Source organism: Streptomyces sp. T12, assembly GCF_028736035.1.
GTDB lineage: Bacteria > Actinomycetota > Actinomycetes > Streptomycetales > Streptomycetaceae > Streptomyces.
The window spans coordinates 290,184-311,322 of the sequence record NZ_CP117866.1 but is presented as its reverse complement, the minus strand read 5'-3'; the positions used below and the strand labels follow the sequence as shown (position 1 = coordinate 311,322).

At 73.4% G+C, this 21,139-nt stretch carries 13 protein-coding genes and 1 pseudogene; 7 read left to right on the top strand and 7 right to left on the bottom strand.

The window, feature by feature from the left end:
* Positions 1-81 precede the first annotated feature (81 nt).
* Positions 82-1,389, top strand: a complete 1,308-nt coding sequence (locus PBV52_RS01395) for a S1 family peptidase (RefSeq protein ID WP_274236402.1) — start codon at positions 82-84, stop codon at positions 1,387-1,389.
* A gap of 1,197 nt (positions 1,390-2,586) precedes the next feature.
* Here the strand turns inward: PBV52_RS01395 and PBV52_RS01390 are convergent.
* Positions 2,587-4,740 (bottom strand): SpoIIE family protein phosphatase, encoded by a 2,154-nt coding sequence (locus tag PBV52_RS01390; RefSeq protein ID WP_274236401.1) that lies wholly within the window; start codon positions 4,738-4,740, stop codon positions 2,587-2,589.
* Positions 4,741-5,095: 355 nt separating this feature from the next.
* Between PBV52_RS01390 and PBV52_RS01385 the strand changes: the two genes are divergently transcribed.
* Positions 5,096-5,704: a response regulator transcription factor gene (locus PBV52_RS01385; RefSeq protein ID WP_274236400.1), complete on the top strand. Its 609-nt coding sequence runs from the start codon at positions 5,096-5,098 to the stop codon at positions 5,702-5,704.
* Positions 5,705-5,935: 231 nt separating this feature from the next.
* Here the strand turns inward: PBV52_RS01385 and PBV52_RS01380 are convergent.
* From PBV52_RS01380 to lanKC, 4 genes and pseudogenes are all read right to left on the bottom strand, one after another.
* Positions 5,936-7,087: pseudogene (locus PBV52_RS01380) on the bottom strand (ATP-binding cassette domain-containing protein); the annotation flags it as partial.
* 380 nt (positions 7,088-7,467) lie between these two features.
* Positions 7,468-9,159: an ABC transporter ATP-binding protein gene (locus PBV52_RS01375; protein ID WP_274236398.1), complete on the bottom strand. Its 1,692-nt coding sequence runs from the start codon at positions 9,157-9,159 to the stop codon at positions 7,468-7,470.
* Between the two features lie 95 nt (positions 9,160-9,254).
* Positions 9,255-9,371 (bottom strand): SapB/AmfS family lanthipeptide, encoded by a 117-nt coding sequence (locus PBV52_RS01370; protein ID WP_274236397.1) that lies wholly within the window; start codon positions 9,369-9,371, stop codon positions 9,255-9,257.
* A 58-nt stretch (positions 9,372-9,429) separates the two neighbouring features.
* Positions 9,430-12,027: a class III lanthionine synthetase LanKC gene (gene lanKC / locus PBV52_RS01365; protein ID WP_274236396.1), complete on the bottom strand. Its 2,598-nt coding sequence runs from the start codon at positions 12,025-12,027 to the stop codon at positions 9,430-9,432.
* Between the two features lie 187 nt (positions 12,028-12,214).
* Between lanKC and PBV52_RS01360 the strand changes: the two genes are divergently transcribed.
* The 5 genes from PBV52_RS01360 (at position 12,215) to PBV52_RS01340 (ending at position 18,499) form a co-directional block, all read left to right on the top strand.
* Entirely contained in the window at positions 12,215-14,671 is a 2,457-nt protein-coding gene (locus tag PBV52_RS01360; RefSeq protein WP_274236395.1) for a SpoIIE family protein phosphatase, read from the top strand.
* 94 nt (positions 14,672-14,765) lie between these two features.
* The gene (locus PBV52_RS01355) at positions 14,766-15,833 is read left to right on the top strand and encodes a glucose-1-phosphate thymidylyltransferase (RefSeq protein ID WP_274236394.1); all 1,068 of its coding nucleotides are present in this window, start codon (positions 14,766-14,768) and stop codon (positions 15,831-15,833) included.
* Positions 15,830-16,828: a dTDP-glucose 4,6-dehydratase gene (rfbB, locus tag PBV52_RS01350; RefSeq protein ID WP_274236393.1), complete on the top strand. Its 999-nt coding sequence runs from the start codon at positions 15,830-15,832 to the stop codon at positions 16,826-16,828. Before PBV52_RS01355 ends, rfbB begins: the two co-directional genes overlap by 4 nt.
* Positions 16,825-17,706, top strand: coding sequence for a dTDP-4-dehydrorhamnose reductase (gene rfbD / locus PBV52_RS01345; RefSeq protein ID WP_274236392.1), 882 nt, complete (start codon positions 16,825-16,827; stop codon positions 17,704-17,706). Before rfbB ends, rfbD begins: the two co-directional genes overlap by 4 nt.
* Positions 17,693-18,499: a class I SAM-dependent methyltransferase gene (locus PBV52_RS01340; protein ID WP_274236391.1), complete on the top strand. Its 807-nt coding sequence runs from the start codon at positions 17,693-17,695 to the stop codon at positions 18,497-18,499. Before rfbD ends, PBV52_RS01340 begins: the two co-directional genes overlap by 14 nt.
* A gap of 73 nt (positions 18,500-18,572) precedes the next feature.
* Here the strand turns inward: PBV52_RS01340 and rfbC are convergent, their stop codons facing one another.
* A complete protein-coding gene (gene rfbC / locus PBV52_RS01335; RefSeq protein ID WP_274236390.1) occupies positions 18,573-19,184 on the bottom strand; it encodes a dTDP-4-dehydrorhamnose 3,5-epimerase in 612 nt (203 codons plus the stop codon).
* A 4-nt stretch (positions 19,185-19,188) separates the two neighbouring features.
* A complete protein-coding gene (locus PBV52_RS01330; protein ID WP_274236388.1) occupies positions 19,189-21,126 on the bottom strand; it encodes a glycosyltransferase in 1,938 nt (645 codons plus the stop codon).
* Between the last annotated feature and the right edge of the window lie 13 nt (positions 21,127-21,139).

The window sequence follows — 21,139 nt, the reverse complement described above, 5'->3', positions numbered from 1 at the left end:
TACCAACTGCCAACCAGGCGCCCCGAAAAGCTGCCGGACGAACGGCGGCACAGACCCCGTCCCCCCAGGAGGTCGAGAAGTTTGAGTCACAAGCGAATTCCGAAGCGCAAGGCCGCGATAGCCGCGGGCAGCGTGGTGGCGCTCGGAGCGGCCGCGATCCTGCTGCCCAACGCCAACGCGTCCCAGGACGGCGCGTCGGGCGATGCCGCCGCCCCCAAGACCCTGAAGGCGGCGGACGCGTCGGATCTCGCCTCGCAGCTCGAGGGACTGCTCGGCGACGCCTTCGCCGGTTCGTACTACGACAGCGAGAGCCGGCAGCTCGTCGTCAACGTCGTCCCCGGCGACAACAACAACGTGGTCGTCCAGGCGAAGAAGGCGGGCGCGAAGGTCCGCGAGGTCGAGAACAGCCTGACCGAGCTCGCGTCCGGCGCGCAGACCCTGAAGTCCGAGGCGACCATCCCGGGCACGGCCTGGGCGGTCGACCCCAGAACGAACAAGATCCTCGTCACCGCCGACAGCACCGTCTCCGGCGACAACTGGGACCAGCTGGAGTCGACCGTCGAGAGCCTCGGCTCCGGCATGGCGACCATCAAGAAGTCGGCCGGCACCTTCAAGACCTTCCTCTCCGGTGGCGACGCCATCTTCGCCGGCGGCTCACGCTGCTCCGCGGGCTTCAACGTCACCGCGGGCGACGGCACCCCCGCTTTCCTGACCGCCGGACACTGCGGGGTCGCGGCCGAGCAGTGGTCGGACGCCGAGGGCGGTCAGCCGATCGCCACCGTCGACCAGGCCACCTTCCCCGGCGACGGCGACTTCGCGCTCGTCAAGTACGACGACCCGGCGACCGAGGCGCCGAGCGAGGTCAACCTCGGCGACCAGACCCTCGCGATCAGCCAGGCCGCGGACGCCGAGGTCGGTCTCCAGGTCCTCCGGATGGGCAGCACCACCGGGCTGAACGACGGCCAGGTCACGGGACTCGACGCCACCGTGAACTACCCCGAGGGCACGGTCACCGGGCTCATCCAGACCGACGTCTGCGCCGAGCCCGGCGACAGCGGCGGCTCCCTGTTCACCCAGGACGGCCTGGCGATCGGCCTCACCTCCGGCGGCAGCGGTGACTGCACCGTCGGCGGCGAGACGTTCTTCCAGCCGGTGACCACCGCCCTGGAGGCGGTCGGCGCGACCCTCGGCGGCGACGCCGCGGGCGGCGCGGGCGCGGGCGAGGAGGCCGGCGCCGGTGAGGAAGCGGGCGCTGGTGAAGAGGCCGGAGCCGGTGAGGAAGCCGGAGCCGGTGAAGAGGCCGGAGCCGGTGAAGAGGTCGGCAACGGCAACGCCGACGGCACGGGCAACGGCCTCGGCGAGATCGTCGGCAACGGCGTCGGGAACTGACGCCTGACACCGACGCACGGATCCGAGTGATCCGGACGAGAACATGGTCCGGCCCTCCGGCGGGAGGGCCGGACCGCTCCGTTTCGGGGTCGTGGACCTCGCGCCCGCAACAGCCGGGTCGTCGGCCGTCCATCCACGCCGGGCCATCGCCGCCGGGCCCGCAGTCGCGTTGTCGGCCCGGCACCCGCAATGTGCCGTCAGTCTTCACCCGCGCCGGATCACCTGCCTCGGGCCCGCAGCCGCGTTGCCAGCCTCGCCCGGCACCCGCAGCGTGCCATCAGTCCCGACCCGCGCCGGGTCTTCGGCCCCGTGCCCGCACCGTGCCGTCAGTCCTTACCCGCAGCCGCGTTGTCAGCCCCATGCCCGCAGCCGTGTCGTCAGCCTCGTCCGGCGCCTGCCGCCGTGTCGTCAGCCCCGTGCCCGCAGCGTGCCGTCAGTCCCGACCCGCACCGGGTCTTCGGCCCCGGCCCGCAGCCGTGTCGTCAGCCTCGTCCGGCGCCTGCCGCCGTGTCGTCAGCCCCGTGCCCGCAGCGTGCCGTCAGTCCCGACCCGCACCGGGTCTTCGGCCCCGGCCCGCAGCCGTGTCGTCAGCCTCGTCCGGCGCCTGCCGCCGTGTCGTCAGCCCCGTGCCCGCAGCGTGCCGTCAGTCCCGACCCGCACCGGGTCTTCGGCCCCGGCCCGCAGCCGTGTCGTCAGCCTCGTCCGGCGCCTGCCGCCGTGTCGTCAGCCCCGTGCCCGCAGCGTGCCGTCAGTCCCGACCCGCACCGGGTCTTCGGCCCCGGCCCGCAGCCGTGTCGTCAGCCTCGTCCGGCGCCTGCCGCCGTGTCGTCAGCCCCGTGCCCGCAGCGTGCCGTCAGTCCCGACCCGCACCGGGTCTTCGGCCCCGGCCCGCAGCCGTGTCGTCAGCCTCGTCCGGCGCCTGCCGCCGTGTCGTCAGCCCCGTGCCCGCAGCGTGCCGTCAGTCCCGACCCGCACCGGGTCTTCGGCCCCGGCCCGCAGCCGTGTCGTCAGCCTCGTCCGGCGCCTGCCGCCGTGTCGTCAGCCCCGTGCCCGCAGCGTGCCGTCAGTCCCGACCCGCACCGGGTCTTCGGCCCCGGCCCGCAGCCGTGTCGTCAGCCTCGTCCGGCGCCCGCAGCCGTGTCGTCAGCCTCGTCCGGCGCCCGCCGCCGTGTCGTCGCCCCTTCCGCCGCTGTGCCGTCAGCCCCGTGCCCGCAACAGCAGCAGCGCCACGTCGTCGACCCGTTCCCGCACCGACGCGGCATGCTGGATGAGCAGATCGGCCAGTTCGTCCAAGGGGCGCTCCCCGGACTCCGTTAGCACCTGGCCGAGATCGGCGAGCGCGTCCTCGATGTCGACGCCGGGCGACTCGATCAGTCCGTCGGTGTAGAGGACGAGCACACAGCCGGGCGTGAGGTCCACCTCCGTGGTCGGATACGTGGGCGAGCCGTCGATGCCCAGCAGCGGGCCACCGGCGAGGTCGAGCACCCGCACCCGTCCGTCCGGCCGTCTCAGCAGCGGCGGCGGATGCCCGGCGCGGGCCATCACCGCCCGCCCGTGTTCCGGGTCGAGCCGCAGGTACAGGCAGCTGGCGAACAGGTCGGAACCGAGGTCGAGCAGCAGCCGGTTGGTGCTGCGCATGACCTCCTCGGGCGCCTGACCGACGGTCGTGTACGCGCGTACGGCGGTGCGGATCTGGCCCATCAGGCCGGCCGCGGTGACGTTGTGGCCCTGTACGTCCCCGATCACCGCCGCCGCCGTCAGGCCCTGCTCCGTAGGCACCAGGTCGTAGAAGTCGCCGCCGATCTCCATGCCCTGCATGGCGGGCAGATAGCGCGCGGCCGCTTCGACGCCGGGCAGCGTCGGCAGCGAGTGGGGGAGCAGGGCGGCCTGCAGGCCGTGCGCCAACTGGTTCTTGGCGTCATAGAGCTGGGCCCGCTCCAGGGCCTGCGCGATCAGCCCGCCCAGACTGGTCAGGACCGCCCGTTCGTCCGCCGGGAACGGATGCGGCTCGGCGTAGGCGAGCACACAGGTGCCGACCGGCCGGCCGGAGGCGATCAACGGCAGATACGCCCAGGCCGCAAAGCCGTCCGGGGTCGCGTGCCGCACCGGATACAGGCGCTCCAGCTGCTCCTGGGAATCGAAGAACGCGGGCACCCCGGTACTCAGGGCGTGCGTGCCCGGAGTCTGCTGGGTCAGCGGCATTCCGTCGAACCGCTCCACGATCTGCGGATCCGAATAGCCGCGGTGGCCGAGCACATGCAGCCGGCCCGCCCGCGAGCCCAGGACCACCAGGGCCTGGCTGCCGACGGCCGGCACGATCTCGTCCGCGACCAGCTGCACCACGTCCTGCACACCCGCCGCCTCGGTGAGCGCACCGGCCAGACTCAGGACCTGGGAGATGGTCACCAGCCGGGCCGGCGCATCGTCGGGCTGTGGTTCGCTACGACCCATCTCGGCCACCGCGCGAGCCCTGCTGATCCGCACGCTCAGGCCGGTGGTGCTCGGATACATGCGGAAGGACAGCCAGTCGCCGGGTGGGCGCAGCGCCACGAACGACGTCGTGTGCTGGCTCATCAGCGCGGCCCGGTAGCGGTCCTCGTACACGGGGTCGTTGAGCCAGGGCACCGAGGCCCACAGCTGGTTGCCGAGCAGCCGACTGGCCGGGACGCCGATCAGCTCGGCCGCCGCCGGGTTCGCGAAGCTGATCCGGCCGTGCAGGTCGAGCGAGCACAGCCCGTACGGCAGCCGCGACACCATCCGGGCCGCCTCCACCGTGCCGAGCGTGCCGGCCGCGCCGCCGAACGCCGGCCCGGCGAGCAGATCGGGCTCGGGCAGCGGCGGGCGGCTGTCCTCCTTGGCGCGCTCCAGCCGCACCGCGAGCCGACGGCAGGCCGCGGTCAGGTGTTCCCGCTCCCGCTCCGACAGCTCCGGGGGATGCGAACCTGGCCAGGTCACGAAGATCGCGCCGTAGACGGTGGTCTCGGTGGCCACGGGCAGCGCGGCCAGCGCGAAGGGGTAGGGCAGCACGACGGCGATACGCGGATACCGGGCCGCCATGTCCTCCTCGCCCCCGACCCACACCAGGCTCCGCTCACGCACCGCCTCCGCGACGGGGATCGGCGCGCTCAGCCCGACCCGCTCCCACGGCGCCGCGAAGGCCCGGGGCAGCCCCGCCATCACCGCCATCTCCAGTACGGGCTCGTCGGCCGCCAGCAGGTACACGGCACCGGAGTGCGCGTGCACCTCGTCCATCATCGACGCCAGCGCCAGCGACAGCAGCGGCCGGCCGACCCGCGTCCTCGCGGCCGCCGGTGCCTGGGCGGACGTCTGCCCGTCGGACACGCCGACCACCTCCTCGCACGGGCGCGTCCCGGAGGCGACCCGAGCCGCTCACGCGTGCCGGGCCCCCAGGGCTCAAATCTCCCCCCTCCCGGCCCTTCGCGCACGGCGAGCGCCCGGCGGCCCCGGCGCGGGCCTGGGTACGGGCACACGGGTATCCGCGGCACGGCGAGATCCGCCGCGTACCCCCTCGGCCCCGGGTCATGCCCCCACAGTCGAAGCGCGGCGCGGTGTACGGGCGCCGTGCGTGCGCCCCCGCGCACCCTGATGGCCGGTTCTTCGCGACCGGGGATGGTGCCGGACGCGAACAATGGGGCACGCGCATTTCACCAAAGAACCGGTGTAGGGCGAGTCGAAGGGGCGGGCAGTGATCCGGGTGCTTCTGGTGCACGACGCGTGTCTGGTCAGATCGGTCCTGGCGGAGTGGCTGCGCCGGGAACCGGACCTCGGGGTGTTCGACGCCTCGTGGCAGAGCGCGCCCGGCCGTCTGCGATCGGTGCGTGCGGACGTCTGCGCGGCCGACCTCGACTGCTCCGACGCCTATGGCATCCCGCCGCTGGGCGACCTCTGCGCACGCGAGGCGGGCCGGACCCCGCCCCGGCTCCTCGTGCTGGCCAGCGCGCACAGACCGGGCCTGCTGAAGCGGGCCGCCGAGGCCGGGGCGCTCGGCTACGTGGACAAGGAGAGCCCGCCCGAGCAGCTCGTGGACGGGATCCGGCACGTCTCCGAGGGAAAACGTTTCGTCGATGACTCGCTGGGTTTCGGTTTCCTCAAGGCCGCCGAGATGCCGCTGACGCGGCGGGAGCTGAGCGTGTTATCCCTCGCCGCCGAGGGAGCCTCGGTGGCGGAGATCGCGGGGAGCCTGCATCTGTCCCACGGGACCGTGCGCAACTACATGGCCGCCATCACCCGCAAGACCGGTGCCCGCAATCGCATCGACGCGATCCGGATCTCGCAGGGCGAGGGCTGGCTCTGACGGCTCGGGCGTCCAGCTGCCGACGAGAGCGCGGTACGACGCCGAGCGGCGTACGAGGTCGTCGTGTGTGCCGTACGCCGTGTGCCGGCCGTCCATGACGAGTACCCGGTCGGCGCGGCGGGCCGAGCTGATGCGGTGCGCGACGACCACCAGGGTGCCGCCCGGCCGCTGGGCGAAGGCCCGCTCCGCCAGCTCCTCGGCCCGCGGGTCCAGGTGGCAGGTCGCCTCGTCGAGCAGGGCGAGCGGGGCGCGCGAGAGATAGGCCCGGGTCAGGGCGACGAGCTGCCGTTCGCCTGCGGAGAGCGCCGCCGGATCCACGGTCGCGCCGGGCCCGCCGAGCGCCTCGAGCAACGGCAGGAGCCCCACCGTCTCGGCCGCGGCGAGCAGCTCCCCCTCGGGTACGGGGTCCGGCCGCAGGTGCCCGAGGTTCTCGGCGAGCGTGCCGGTGAACACGTACGCCTCCTGCGGGATGAGCACCCGCGACGCGGCGGCCTCGGGCCCGGGCACCGGGTGCCCGCACAGCCGGACGGTGCCGTGTCCCGGTTCCAGCAACCCGGCGACCAGCGCGGCGAGCGTGGACTTCCCGATACCGCTCGGCCCCACGACTGCCAGGTGGGCACCGGGCCGGAGGGTGAGGTCCAGGTCGTCGATCACGGGGGTCGCGTCGGGGCCGTAGGCGAAGGTGACGGAGGTGAGGGCGAGGGCGGGCGGGGCGGCGGCCGCGTTGGCCGGGCGGGCGGGGTGCGCGGGGGGTTCGTCGGCGGTGTGGGGTGGGGGAGCGGGAGGTTCGTCGGTGGCGCCCTCAGCCCTGGCCCCGGTCCCGGCCCCGCCCGCCCCGGAGGACGTTTCGCGGGTCAGTCGGTGCAGTACCACCACCAGCCGTGAGCCGCTTGTGCCCAGGCCGTGGACCAGGTTGTGGAGGGCTGGGAGGAGGGACTGAGTGACGTAGGCGAGGGCGCCCACCAGTGCGCCGGCGGTGACGCCGTGGTCGAGGAGCCAGGGCGCGCAGGCGAGGAGCAGCACGATCGGGAGCTGGCCGCCGAGTGCGAGCGAGGCCGCGCGCAGGACACCCCAGCGGGCGAGGGCGGAGGCGGCCCGCAACTCGGCATCCACACGGCTCCCCGTGGCCGCGGCGACCCGTTCCTCCGCACCGGCCGCCGTGATGTCCCGCAGCCCCGGGCAGACCGCGCCGAGCCGGTCGGCCAGCGCCTCGTCGGCGACGAGGAACGCCTCCTGCCGGCGGGCCAGCGGTCGCAGTGTCGCCGCGAACAGGCCCAGACCCGCGGCGAGCGGGGGCCCGACGACCAGCAGGAGCAGCGGGTCGAGCGACACCAGTCCCGCGACGGCGCCGATCGCGGTGAACACGAACGAACGCGACACCATCACCAGCCCGGCGAAGGTGTCCCGCGCGATCTCGACCTGCTGGGTCAGCCCGGACAGCGCTCCGGCGTCCGCCTCCCGCACCCCGCGCGAGACGACCCGCGCGACCAGCCGGTCCCGGAGCGGTTCGACCAACGCGGCGACCGCGCCGTACACCCGAGCCGTGCCGTACGCCCCGACCAGCACGCCGAGTCCGGCCACCCCGAGCCAGGCGAGCCCGATCCCGGGCCGTCCGGCCAGGAACCCCTCGTCCAGGGCGCGGGCGAGCGCGTACCCGGTGAGGAAGGTCTGCCCGGTCTCCAGAACGGACCAGCCGGCCAGCCGCACCAAGACCCGCCACCGGTCCAACAGGAAGCGCAGGCCGCGCCGGTGGACGCCCTCGGTCATGGCCGCTCCCCGTCCACGAAGACCGCCCGGTACTCGGGCATCCGCCACAGCCGCTCGTGCGGTCCCACCGCCCGCACCCGGCCCCCGTCCAGCCAGGCCACGGCGTCCGCGCGGGCGGCCGTCGCGGCGCGGTGGGCGATCAGGAGCCGGGTGCCGCCGTGCGGGCCGCCGTTCGCCAGGGCCGCGGTGATGCGGGCCTCGGTCACCGTGTCGAGGCTGGAGAGGGCGTCGTCGAGTATCAGCAGCCGGCCGCCGTGGGCGAACGCCCGGGCGAGGCCGAGGCGTTGGGACTCCCCGCCGGAGCGCGGGGCGTCGGCGACGGCGGTGGCGTAACCCCGGGGCAGACGGCGCACGAAGTCGTCCGCGTGGGCCGTACGGGCCGCCTCGCGGACACGGTCGGGGGAGGGGGACGACAGGGCGAGGCCGATCTCCTCCTCGACCGTGCCGCCCAGCAGGGCGGGGCGCTCGAAGGCGTGACCGACGGCCCGGCGCAGCGCGTCGTGGGTGAGTTCAAGCAGCGGCACCCCGTCGAGCAGCACCTCTCCCGAGTCCGGTTCGGCCAGCCGGCCGGCGACCGCGGCGAGCAGCGACTTACCCGCGCCCGACCGGCCCACGACGGCCAGCGTCGTCCCGCCGGGCACCACGAGGTCGACTCCGTCGAGCACGGCACGCCCACCGCGCCGGGCGGTCACCCCGCGCAGCTCCAGTCGGCCCGGACCGGGCGGAAGCGAGCGGTCGCCGTAGCGGGGGGCGGGCTCGGCGAGCACCTCGCCGAGGCGGCCGGTCGCCGCCCGGGCCCGGGCCAGGCCCGCGAGATGACCGACCAGGACGCCGACGCCGGTGGCGAGGACCGCGTACCGGGAGGCCGCGAGCACCTCGCCCACCGTCAGCCGGTGCCGGGCGAGCAGGACCCCGGCCACGGCGACGACGCCGAGTTGGAGCAGCGGGGCCACCGCGACGGACCGGCCGGCGGCCCGCCCCTGCACCTGCCACATGCGGTGCCCGGCGTCGGACAGTTCGGGCAACGGCCGCAGGATCCGTGCCGTCTCCCGGTCGGCCGTACCCGCCGCCTCGATGGTGCGGTGTCCGCCGACGGCTTCCGAGAGTGCCCGCGCGATCCGCCCCTGCGCCTGCTGGTAGCGCGTCACGCATTCCCTGGTGTCGCGGGCGAAGGCGCGCAGCAGCAGGGCCAGCACGGGTGCCCCGGCCAGCAGCACCGCCGCGAGCCACGGGTCGATCAGAGCGAGGGCCACCACGCCCCCGACCGGTCCGGCGAGCGCGGCGAGCAGAGCGGCCCGGGCGGTCGGTGCCGTGCCGGCCTGGGCGGCGTTGCCGACGAGACGCGCGACGAGGTCGCCGGGTCCGAAGCGGGCGCCGGCGCGCGGGCCGACGGCCAGGACATGCCCGGTCAGACGTCGGCGCAGCCAGGCGGTGGTGCGGGCGTCCACCGTGCCGCCGAGCACGGTCTCGCAGGCGTCGAACAGGGCGAGCAGCACGACGATCGCGGTGCAGTACAGCACCCAGCGGGTCGCCGGGGACCGGGACAGCAGCAGGTCCAGGGTGTGCCCGAGCGCGGCGGGCAGCAGCAGACCGGCGCCGGTGGCGGCCGTGCTCACCAGGCACAGGACCAGACAGCGGGCGGGGGCCGGGCCGAGCGGCCCGGGGAGCGTCCTGATGGCTTGTGTCATGGGCCGCACGCCTCACCCCTCGGTGTGTGCAGGACCCCGGGCGGCCCCTCCCTCGCGGGAGTGGACCGCCCGAAGTCATGGACGCACGGTGCTGGTCAGAGACAGAGCGTCAGGCTCGCCGCGCTGACGCAGGACAGCAGGCTGAGCGTGCTGGCGCCACCGCCGCCGGTCAGCTCATCGGACTCCATCGCCTGCAGGTCGAGAAGTGCCATCTCGTTTCCTTCCTTCGGTGTCGTCCACCCGTGGGGACGGGGTTGGGTCACGGCTCCGTCAAGTCGCGGAACCGCGTATGTGGGGCCGCCCGAGCGGCGGCAGGAACGGCAGGTGAGCGGTGTCCGGGGTGTCGAGGGCCGCGCCGAGCGCGAGCAGGCACCCTGCCGTTCCGGTGCTCAGGTCCATCGACAGCCGCATCATCTGGTGGCCGGGGAAGGCCAGTTGGCCCTGGTAGTCCATCGCGAACCAGCCGAGCCCGTCGATCTGTTCGGCGAGCCGCTCCTTGCTCGCGCCGGGCGTGTCCGTGCGCGCGAGGTGCAGGATCATCCCGGCACGGCCCTGGAACAGGCCGGGCTGTACGTAGAAGCGGCTGGTGGCGGCGGTCAGGATGCCGGCGCGCGCCCGCTCGAACTCTCCCTCCGAGTCGGCGCCTTGGGCGAGGTAGTCGTCCAGGACCATCCCGATGCCCGCGCTCCCGTCACCGAGGTACGGCAGCGTCCGCCAGCCCTCGTCGACCTCCAGCGAGCCGGTCGGGTGCGTCATGCAGCAGTCCAGGTCCCGGCGCAGCGCCACTTCGGCAGCCTTCAACAGCAGTGGCTCACCGGTCCGTTCGTACTGCCGCAGCAGGAACAGCGCGGGCCCGCTCGCCCCTCGCAGCAGCCCGGCCCGGCGTCGCTTCGGGGAGTCCGCAAGGGGCTGCGCGAGTCGTCGTACGAGGATGTCGGCGGCCTCGGCGGCACGGTCCCCGAGCTCCGACTCGCCGGTCGTGCGGGCCAGTTCACCGAGGACCAGCCCGAGTCCGGCCAGCCCGCCGTGCAGGTCGGAGGAGAGGTTCTGCCACCGTTCCGCGAGGATCCGCTCGATCAGGTCGAGGGCGCGCTGCCGGTGGCCGAGCCGGTCCAGGACGTGGGCGACGCCCGCGAGACCGTCGTACAGCCCCAGCGGCGTGCCCGTCGGCGGCGGCGCGGTGCGGGCCAGGAGCCAGCGCTCGCCCTCCTCGTACCGCTCGGCGCCGACCGCGTCCAGCGCGTACAGCACCCCGGCCGCGCCGTGCGCCAGCCCGAGGCCGCCGCCGTCGTTGAACTGTGTGATGTCGCCGGGGAAGAGCCGGTCGTCGCGTTCCGGGGTCGCCGAGGCGAGCAGCGCCTTGACCATGGAGTCGCGGCTGTAGGGCCAGTCCCCGGGCTCCACGAACGCCGGTGCCGGCGCCGTGCTGCCCCGCGTGATCTCCGCCACCGCCTCGTCCAGGAACTCTTTTGGTACGTCCGGGAACTGACGAGTGATCACTTCGGCGAGGTGGGCCGCCTTCCCCCGGTCGACCACGAACAGGGTGGTGACCGGCAGGAACAGGGCGAGCCGCAGACAGGCCAGCGCATAGCGGTCGACGTCGGCGCCGGTGCGGTCCGGCGGGGCGAAGAAGCCGGGGTGGGCGACCACCTGCCGGCCCTGTTCGGAGATCGGCGCCGCCGCCTCGAAGTCGAGCAGGGACACCGACTCCTCGTCGGGGCCGACCATGATGTTGAAGACGTGCAGGTCGTTGAAGGCGATCCCGCGCGCGTGCACCGCCTCCACCGCCCGCTGAACCGCGCCGTGGATGCGCACCGCCCACGCCGTGTACTCGGCCACCGCCTTCGGGTCGGGGTCCGGGGTGAGCAGCGGATGCCGCTCGGCGAAGAACGAGTTCAGCGGGCGACCCTCCAGGAAGTCCATGACCAGGAACCGGTGGTCGCCGAGCGTGAACCAGTCCCGCACCCGGGGCACCACGCCCGTCCCCGCCACCTGCTCCAGGGCGGACTTCTCCCGCTCCAGGCGCGCTATCGCGTCCGCCCCGTCGGCCGCCAGCCCCGCGTGCGGCCGCCCCTCCTTCAGCACTACCTTGCGCCCGTCCCGGGTGTCGGTGCCCGCGTACACCCCGCCGCCGTTGGAGAAGTGCAGCGCCTTCTCGATGCGGTACGGCAGCTCGCCCACCGTCGTGGTGTTGCGTGCCGTCAGATGCGGCTCCAGGAAGGCCGGCAGCGTCACCCACTCCGGCACCTGGAAGGACGGCGCCCGCCGGTCCGGCACCCGCTTGCCCTCGCCGTCGCGCACCGCCGGCACGAGCGAGCCGCGCTCGTCGACGACGAAGGTGCGCGCGAACGCGCCGTAGCGGACGTAGAGCGGGCCCTCGTACCACCGCAGATCGGTGAGGATGTACGGCCCCTCGAAGCCCTCCAGGAGCCCCCCGAGCTCGCGCAGCACGACGTGCAGCTGCTCCTCGTCGGCCGGGTAGATCGTGACGAACTTGCCGCTGGTGTCGCGGGCGGCGTACTTGGTGTTGCGCAGATGCAGCAGATGCGGGGCCGGCACGAACTTGAACGGGATGCGCCGGGGCACGCAGTAGTCCCACACGATCGCGGCGATCCGCTCCGCGTTGTCCCGGGTGGCCGAGGCGTGGATCTTCCAGCCCTGGGCCGGACCGGGCACGGGCGCCCCGTCCGCGCCGAGCGGCGTGAGCGTCAGCCAGTCGCCGATCCGCGCCGCGTCCCAGCCCTCCGGCACCTCGCGCCGTGCCGTCTCGTAGCCGAGCCCGGTGCCCGGTGTCCCTGCCGACATGCGTTCAGGCGTCTCGTAGAAGTGCCGGTCGGCGAGCGCGTACACCTCGTACCGCTTGTCCATGCGTCCCCCTCCGTGGCCCGACGCCGAGACTTCCAGCGGCCGGCCGGGCGCGGACAGTCACGGCTGTCACGAGATCACCGTGCGGAACGCATGCGTCAAGAACTGTTCGGAGGATTTCGACTGTGGCCCTCGTTGACGCTCCATCGAATGGTCACAGGGGCTGCGCAGGTGTCTCATAAGCGCTGTAATGGCGGACGTGGTCAATGAGGGCGCCGCGGGACGCAGGACGAGGAGTCTGCGTGCCGAAGGCGCCCTGAAGGCGCTTGCCGTCGAGCCGGACTCGCCCGAGCGGCTGCGCCGGGTCCTGGAGCAGGCGCTCGTCTTCGCCCGAGCCTCCTTCGCCGCCGTGTACACGCCGAGTGAGGACGGCGAGCTGCTGTGCCTGATCGAGTCCGTCGGTGTGCCCCGGACCCTGTACGGACTGCGCGACGGATACGCCCTGGCCGGACGCTCCCCGGTCGCCGACGCCCACCGCACCGGCCGCTTCGTGTGGCTCGCCCCGGAGGAGATCGCCGACTCCGCGGCGTCGCGACGGGCGCCGTCGCGGGACTTCCACCTGGCCGTCCTCCCCGCCCAGGGCGACGACGGCGGTGGCTGTCTGCTGGCCGTGAGCGAGAGCCCGGGCGGCTTCGACACCGCGGACCGCGCGTGCCTGGAGCTGGTCGCCGAGGCCGTCGCCCTGCCCGCCCTGTCTGTGGCCGCCGAGGGCGGCGAGCTGTCGGCGGGCGCCTTCAGCCTCGCCATGGACAGCGGCCGCGTCGAGGTCGGCGACGACATCCTGGAGCTGTTCGGCCTCGGCCCGGACGAGTTCGACGGCAAGGTCGAGACGCTGCTGGGCCTGACCGTCCCGGAGGACCTGCCGTCGCTGATGTCCGTCGTCGAGGCCGGTCACATGTCCATCGGCGACCGTGAGCTGGAGTTCCGGGTCCTGCAGCCCACCGGACCGCCCAAGTGGCTCAGGCTGCGCGGCCGCCTCCTGCCCGGTGGCGAGGGTCAGCCGGCCCGCCTCGTCGGCACCGTCGCCGACACCTCCACACTGCGCGCCGAGGTCACCGACGTGGCCCGCGTGCAGCGCCTCGCCGCCGCCCTCGCCACCGCGGGCACCGTCCGCGACGTCAGCCACGCCGTGGTCACCGCCCTGCGCAAGCCACTGCGTGCCGACCGCATCGCGCTCGCCGAGCTGGAGAACGACCGTCTCGTCGTCATCGTCCTCGACCCGCCCGAACCCGAGTACTGGCCGGAGCTGTGGCGCATGGAGTGGCGTGCCGAGTGGCCGGACGCGCCGGTACGGGCCATGCCCACCCTGGCCGCCGCCCTGCGCGAGGGCCGCGCCCAGATCTGGCCCGCCGGCACCCCGCTGGAGCCCGCCCTCGCCGATGTCGGCCCGGGCGGTCTCGCGGTCCTGCCCCTGCCCGCCGGGGGCCGCATGGCCGGCGCCTGCCTGATCGGCTGGGACGCCCCGCACGACTTCGGCCCCGACGAACGCGCCCTGCTCACCGCCTCCGCCGGCCTCGCCGGCCAGGCCCTGCTGCGGGCCCACGCCTTCGACGCCGAACACGAACTCGTCGGCATGCTCCAGCGCCAGCTGCTGCCCCGCCGGCTGCCCCGGCTGCCCGGCGCGGAGGCCGTCGCCCGCTATCTGCCCACCACGGCAGGGCTGGAGGTCGGCGGCGACTGGTACGACGTGATCCCGCTGTCCGACAACCACGTGGCCCTCGTCATCGGCGACGTCCAGGGCCACAGCGCGGCCGCCGCCACCCTCATGGGCCAGATGCGCACCGCGCTGCGCGCCTACGCCGTCGAAGGGCACCCGCCGGACGTGGTGGTCCACCACGCCAACCGCCTCCTCATGGACATGGAGACCGACCTCTTCGCCACCTGCTGCTACGTGGACGTCGACCTGGAGGAGGGCTCCGCCTGGTGCGTGCGCGCCGGCCACCTCCCGCCGGTGCTGCGCCACCCGGACGGCAGCACGGAGATCGCCGAGGCGGAGGGCGGACCCCCGCTCGGCGTGATGCGGGAGGCCGACTTCCCGATGAGCCCGCTCAGCCTCCAGCCCGGCACGGTGATCGCCCTCACCACCGACGGCCTCGTCGAGTCCCCCGACGCCGACATCGACGCCGGAATGGACCGGTTCGCGCACGAACTCGCCCTCGCCGACCCCGCCCACCTCGGCCTCGTCGCCGACGCCCTGCTCGTGGGCGCGCGCCGCACCGACGACATCGCCCTGCTCCTCATGCGCTACGAGGGCATGGCCGTGCGCCCGCTGCGCGACAGCTGGACGGTGTGGCGCGTCCCGCAGGCCGTCGGCCACGCCCGCCGCTTCACCCGGCGCACCCTGCGCTCCTGGGGCGTGCCGCCGCAGGACATGGACGCCGTTCTGCTCGTCGTCTCCGAGCTCGTCACCAACGCCCTCGTGCACACCGACGGCCGGGTCCGCCTCGACCTGACCCTCGTCAACCACCGGCTGCGGGTGGCGGTCGCCGATGCCTCACCCCGCACGCCGGTCAAACCGACCAGCATCAGCTGGGAGGCCACCGGCGGCCGCGGCGTCCTCCTGGTCGAGGCCGTGTCGGCGGCGTGGGGAACGGTGCCGGTCAGTGGCGGAAAACAGGTGTGGAGCGAGATCGCACTGGGCGGGTGAGGCCGGATGCCGGTGAACGTCCGGCGGCGCGGAAGCTGCGAACAAGCCAATCCCCGCACCGTCAAATCGGGGGAATCGGGGCTAAGGTGAACCGATGAAGGCTCTCGTGCTGTCCGGCGGCGCCGGTACGCGCTTGAGGCCGATCACGCACACTTCGGCCAAACAGCTCGTGCCGGTGGCCAACAAGGCCGTGCTCTTCTACGGACTGGAATCCATCGCCGCGGCCGGCATCACCGACGTCGGCGTGATCGTCGGTGACACCGCCGCGGAGATCCAGGAGGCGGTCGGTGACGGGTCCAAGTTCGGTCTGGAGATCACCTACATCCCTCAGGAACGCCCGCTGGGCCTGGCCCACGCCGTCCTCATCGCCCGCGACTACCTCGGCGACGACGACTTCGTGATGTACCTCGGCGACAACTTCATCGTCGGCGGAATCACCGACCTCGTCGAGCAGTTCCGCGGCAACCGCCCCGACGCCCAGATCCTGCTCACCCGCGTCCAGGACCCGCGCTCCTTCGGCGTCGCCGAACTCGACGACACGGGACAGGTGATCGGCCTGGAGGAGAAACCGGAGCACCCCAAGAGCGACCTCGCCCTGGTCGGCGTCTATCTGTTCACGCCGAGGATCCATGACGCGGTCCGCGCCATCACACCGTCCTGGCGCGGCGAGTTGGAGATCACCCACGCCCTCCAGCACCTGATCGACGCCCGCGCCGACGTGCGCTGCACGGTCATCAAGGGCTACTGGAAGGACACCGGGAACGTCACCGACATGCTGGAGGTCAACCGGACCGTCCTGGAGGGCCTCGCACGCCGCATCGACGGCGACGTCGACGACGCGTCTGAGACCGTCGGTCGGGTGGTCGTCGAGGAGGGGGCGCGCATCGTCAACTCGCGCATCGTCGGCCCCGCCGTCGTCGGCACCGGCACCGTCGTCGAGGACTCCTACGTCGGCCCCTTCACCTCCATCGCGGAGAACTGCCGTATCACCGACAGCGAGTTGGAGTTCTCCATCGTGCTGCGGGACTCCTCGATCGACGGGGTGGGCCGGATCGAGTCCTCGCTCATCGGACGGCACGTCGAGGTCACCCCCGCGCCCAGTGTCCCCAGCGCCCACCGCCTCGTCCTCGGAGACCACAGCAAGGTGCAGATCCACACATGAACCTTCTCGTCACCGGCGCCGCCGGCTTCATCGGCTCGACCTACGTCCGCACGCTGCTCGCCCGCGACGCACCGAGCGCACCCGGCGCACCCGAGGCACCACGCATCACGGTGCTGGACAAGCTCACCTACGCCGGCACCCTCGACAACCTCGAACTCGACCACCCCCGGCTGGAGTTCGTGCGCGGCGACATCCGGGACGCCGAGCTGGTCGACAAGCTGATGGCCGAGGCCGACCAGGTGGTGCACTTCGCCGCCGAGTCCCATGTGGACCGTTCGATCACCGGCGCCGCCGACTTCGTCCTCACCAACGTGCTCGGCACCCAGACCCTGCTGGACGCGGCCCTGCGCTACGGCGTCGCACCCTTCGTGCACATATCGACGGACGAGGTCTACGGCTCCGTCGAAACCGGCTCGGCCACGGAGGGGGGCATCCTGCGGCCCAGCTCGCCGTACTCCGCCTCCAAGGCCTCCTCCGACCTGCTCGCCCTCGCCTACCACCGCACCCACGGCCTGGACGTCCGCGTCACCCGCTGCTCCAACAACTACGGCCCGCGCCAGTTCCCCGAGAAGGTCGTCCCGCTGTTCATCACCAACCTCCTCGACGGCGAGCAGGTCCCCCTCTACGGCGAGGGACTCAACGTCCGCGACTGGCTGCACGTCGACGACCACTGCCACGGCGTCGAACTCGTCCGCACCAAGGGCCGCCCCGGCGAGATCTACAACATCGGCGGCGGCACCGAGTTGAGCAACAGGGACCTCACCGCCCTGCTGCTGGACGCCTGCGGCGCCGACCGGGACCGGGTGCGGCACGTCGAGGACCGCAAGGGCCACGACCTGCGCTACTGCGTCGACTGGACCAAGGCCCGCACCGAACTCGGCTACCGGCCCCGCCACGACTTCGCGTCGGGCCTCGCCGACACCGTCGCCTGGTACCGCGACCACCGCGCCTGGTGGGAACCCCTCAAGCGCCGCGTAGGTGAGGAGCACGGATGAGGTGGCTGGTCACCGGCGCGGGCGGCATGCTCGGCCACGACATGGTCGAGGAACTCCGTGCCCGCGGTGAACAGGTGACCGGCCTCGACCACGGCGGCCTCGACGTCACCAGCCCCGACGCCGTGGACCGCGCCCTCGCCGCGTACCACCCCGACGTGGTCGTCAACTGCGCCGCGTACACGGCCGTGGACGACGCCGAGAAGGACGAGGAACGGGCCCTGCGCATCAACGGCGACGGCCCGGGCCTCCTGGCCCACACCTGCACCACCTACGAGGCCCGCCTGATCCACGTCTCCACCGACTACGTCTTCGCCGGCGACGCCCGGACCCCCTACGCGGAGAACCATCCCACCGCCCCGCGCACCGCCTACGGCCGCACCAAACTCGCCGGCGAGCGGGCCGTACTGGACGAACTCCCGGCGGCGAGCGCCATCGTGCGCACCGCCTGGCTGTACGGCGTCCACGGCCGCAGTTTCGTCCGTACGATGATCGAGCTGGAGGCGAGCCGGGACACCGTCGACGTCGTCGACGACCAGCGCGGGCAGCCCACCTGGAGCGCCGATGTCGCCGCGCTCATCGCCGACCTCGGCCCGCGCGTCGGCCGTGACGCGACCGGCATCCTCCACGCCACCGACTCCGGCGAGGCCACCTGGTACGACCTGGCCCGCAAGGTGTTCCAGCTCCTCGGCGCCGATCCCGCCCGGGTGCGCCCCGTCACCAGCGAGGCCTTCCCCCGGCCAGCGCCCCGCCCCGCGTACAGCGTCCTCGCGCAGGGCCGTGTCCGGCGGCTCGGTCTCGCCCGAGCGCGCGACTGGCGCACCGCTCTGCAGGAAGCACTGCCCCGGATCCGCAAGGAGACCCTTCGTGAAACGCCATGAGTTCCTGAGGGACCTGCACAAGGTCAGCGGAAACCGCAACTACCTGGAGATCGGCGTCAACGACGGCCGCAGCCTCAGACTCTCCCGCGTCCCGACCATCGCCGTCGATCCCGCCTTCAAGGTCGTCACGGAGATCCGCTGCGACGTCCACCTGGTCAAGGCCACCAGCGACGACTTCTTCGCCCGCGACAACCCGCTCATCCACCTCAAGGGCGGCCGTCACCCGCTGCGCAACCTGCGCCGGGGCCGCAGTCCGCTCGGGTACTGGCGGCGTACCGTCCTCGACCTGTCGTTCATCGACGGCATGCACCTGTTCGAGTACGCGCTGCGGGACTTCATGAACATCGAGCGGCACTCCGACTGGACCAGCGTGATCGTCTTCGACGACATGCTGCCGCGCAACGTCGACGAGGCGGCGCGGGACCGGCACACCGGTGCCTGGACCGGGGACGTCTACAAGATCGCCGAGATTCTCGGGCGCTATCGCCCTGATCTGGTGACCGTTCTCGTCGACACCCGGCCGACCGGGCAGCTCGTCGTCTTCGGTGCCGATCCCCGCAACCGGGTGTTGCGTGACCGGTACGACGAGATCGTCGCCGAGTACGACGTTCCCGATCCGCAGAAGGTCCCCGAGACGATCCTGGACCGGGCGGGGGCGGTGGCGCCCGAGGTGCTGCTCGGCGCGGGGTTCTGGCGGGCGCTCGGGCGGGCTCGGGGGCTGGGTGTGCGGCGGGCGCGGGGGTGGGAGCCGTTGCGGAAGGCGGTCGAGGGGGTTGCCGGCAGCCGTCCGTAGTGCCGCGATGTGTCGTCGTTCCTCTGCGGAGCCCCATATCGATACAGCCCCGCGCCCCTCGGGGGCGTTGGCGTCAGCCGCCGTCGAGTCGCCCCGTGCGCAGTTGGGCGTAGTGGGCGGCGCAGGTCTCGTACGACGGGAGCAGGCCGGCCTCTCGCGCCTCTGCCAGTGACGGTGCCTGCTCGTCCTTGGGTGACAGTACCGGCGGGATGTGCTCCGGCCAGGCGATGCCCAGGTCCGGGTCGAGCGGGTGCACCCCGTGTTCGCGCTCCGGGGCGTAGCCCGTCGAGCACAGGTAGATCACGGTGGCCTCGTCGGTGAGCGCCATGAAGGCATGCCCGAGGCCTTCCGCGAGGAACAGCGCGTGTCGGCCGTCGTCGTCGAGGCGCAGCGCCTCCCAGCGCCCGAAGGTGGGGGAGCCGACGCGGAGGTCGACCACCACGTCCAGGACGGCGCCGCGCAGACACGTCACGTACTTGGCCTGGCCGGGCGGCACGTCCGAGAAGTGCACGCCGCGCAGTACGCCCCGGCGGGAGACCGAGCAGTTCGCCTGTGCCAGGGACAGGTCGTAGCCGGTGGCCTCGCGGAACTCGGCACCCCGGTACCACTCGTGGAAACTGCCTCGGTCGTCCGGGAAGACCTTGGGCTCCAGCGCCCAGGCGCCTTCGATGCCGAGCGATCGCATGCCGTCACCGCCGCCGGGCCCGGGCCCGCAGCCGGGCCGCCGTTCGCCCCAGCGCCGTACCGAGCCCGCGCCGTGCCCTACGGACAAGTCGTCGCAGGGCACTGGGGCGGGGAGTCCGGACCGCGCGCACTCCGCCGGCGCCGGCGCGCAGGGCGAACGGCAGCGTGAGGAAGCGCGGGCCAGGTGCGCCGAGCGCCGTCCGCCAGGTCGTTCCCCGCAGGTCGCCCAGGGGGAGCAGGGCGTCCAGGAGGGCCCCGGACCCTTGCGGGGAGAGGGTGGCGGGCACGTCACGGGCGGTGCCGGACGAGGTGAGGCGGAGCGAGACGTCCGTGCCGTCGTGGGGGACGTGCAGGGGGAGCAGCGCGCGCAGTCGGGCGCCCGAGACCGTGACGTCGTCCGGGGTGAGGGTGCCGAGGCCGAGTCGGCGGGTCGCGCGGTCCACGTCCAGGGCGAGGTTCGCCCGCGGTGCGGTCCAGTACGGCAGGACCACGTGGCCGCCGACGATGCCGGCGTGCGGGGCGGGGCGGTCCTCGCGCGGCGCGGGGCCGAGACGGCACTCCTTGGTCCAGCCGCCCAGCTTGACGCGGACGAAGGCGTCCCACAGGCCGTCGCGGGTGAGGGTGACGGGATCGACGGCGGCGGTGGCGTGCAGGACCAGGCGGACCCGGCGGTCGTCGCCGGCCGGCACCTCCTCCCGGGTGAACGCAAGCGGCTGGAAGTACTGGGCGGCGCTGGAGCGCTCACGCAGCAGCAGGTCCGCGGTGGCCTCGCCGAACCGGGCGACGGTGTCCTCGCCCACCCAGGCGATGGCCGCGGCCAGGTCCCCGGGCGGGCCGTCGAGTGGCGTACGGGCGGCCGGGTCGGCGGCGAAGGCCATCGCCTCGCCGGCGGCCGCGAACTCGGCCGAGAAGCCGACCCGCAGCGTGCCGTCCTCCCACGCCACGCGCCCGGGGACAGCCGTGAGCGCGATGCCGGCCTCCCACTCGGCGAAGGCCTCCACGTCGTCGTACCGATCCGCCGCGATCAGCGCGGCGACGACCTGCTGTGTCGGCTGCAGCCCGGCCGCGACCCCGGGCCCGAACCGCTCCACGGCGACCTGGTGGATCTCCTCGAACAGCTCCCGGCGATAGTCCGCCGGCATGGCGAGGAAACGCCGCCCGCGCAGCCGCTCGACCATCTCCACGCGCAGCCAGCGGCGCAGCAGCCGGTCGCGCAGGGGGCCCGGCTCCGTGTACCGCTCGACGACGTCCAGGGCCTCCCGGAGGTTCTTGAAGTACCCGCCGGGGTCGAAGCGCCGGAAGCCGGCGTTCGAGGCGTCGTCCCGGCGGACGTGGTAGTAGCAGACGTAGTCGCTGAGCACCGAGACGTTGCTCGCGCGCAGGTACGCCTCGGTGACGAAGACGTGGTCCTCCAGGCGCCGTCTGCCCTCGGGGAAGCGCAGGCCGATGTCGTCGAGGAAGGCGCGGCGGAACATCTTGTGCGGGGTGAGGCTGTCGATCAGTGGCGCGTCGGCGACGGTGGCACGCGGGTGGTTGCGGCGGAACAGCTCCACCGGCACCGCGCGGCCCTTGCCGGCCATCTTGCCGACCACGACATCGGCGCCGTGGGCCACGCCGTAGTCGTACATCCGCTCCAGGGCCTCGTCGCCGAGGTGGTCGTCGTGGTCCACGAACATCACGTACTCGCCGCGAGCGGCGGCGATCCCGACGTTGCGGGGCTTGCCCGACCAGCCGGAGTTCGCCTGGTGGACGACGGTCACCCGGGGATCCGTGGCGGCGAGCGCGTCGAGCCGGGCGGGTGTGTCGTCGGTGGAACCGTCGTCGACGAAGATCACTTCGTACGCGTCCGGGGGGAGCGACTGCCTGAACAGCGACGCGATGCAGTCCTCGACATAGACCCCGGGGTTGTACACGGGGACGACCACGCTGACCTTGACCGGCATCGGTCTCCGAGCC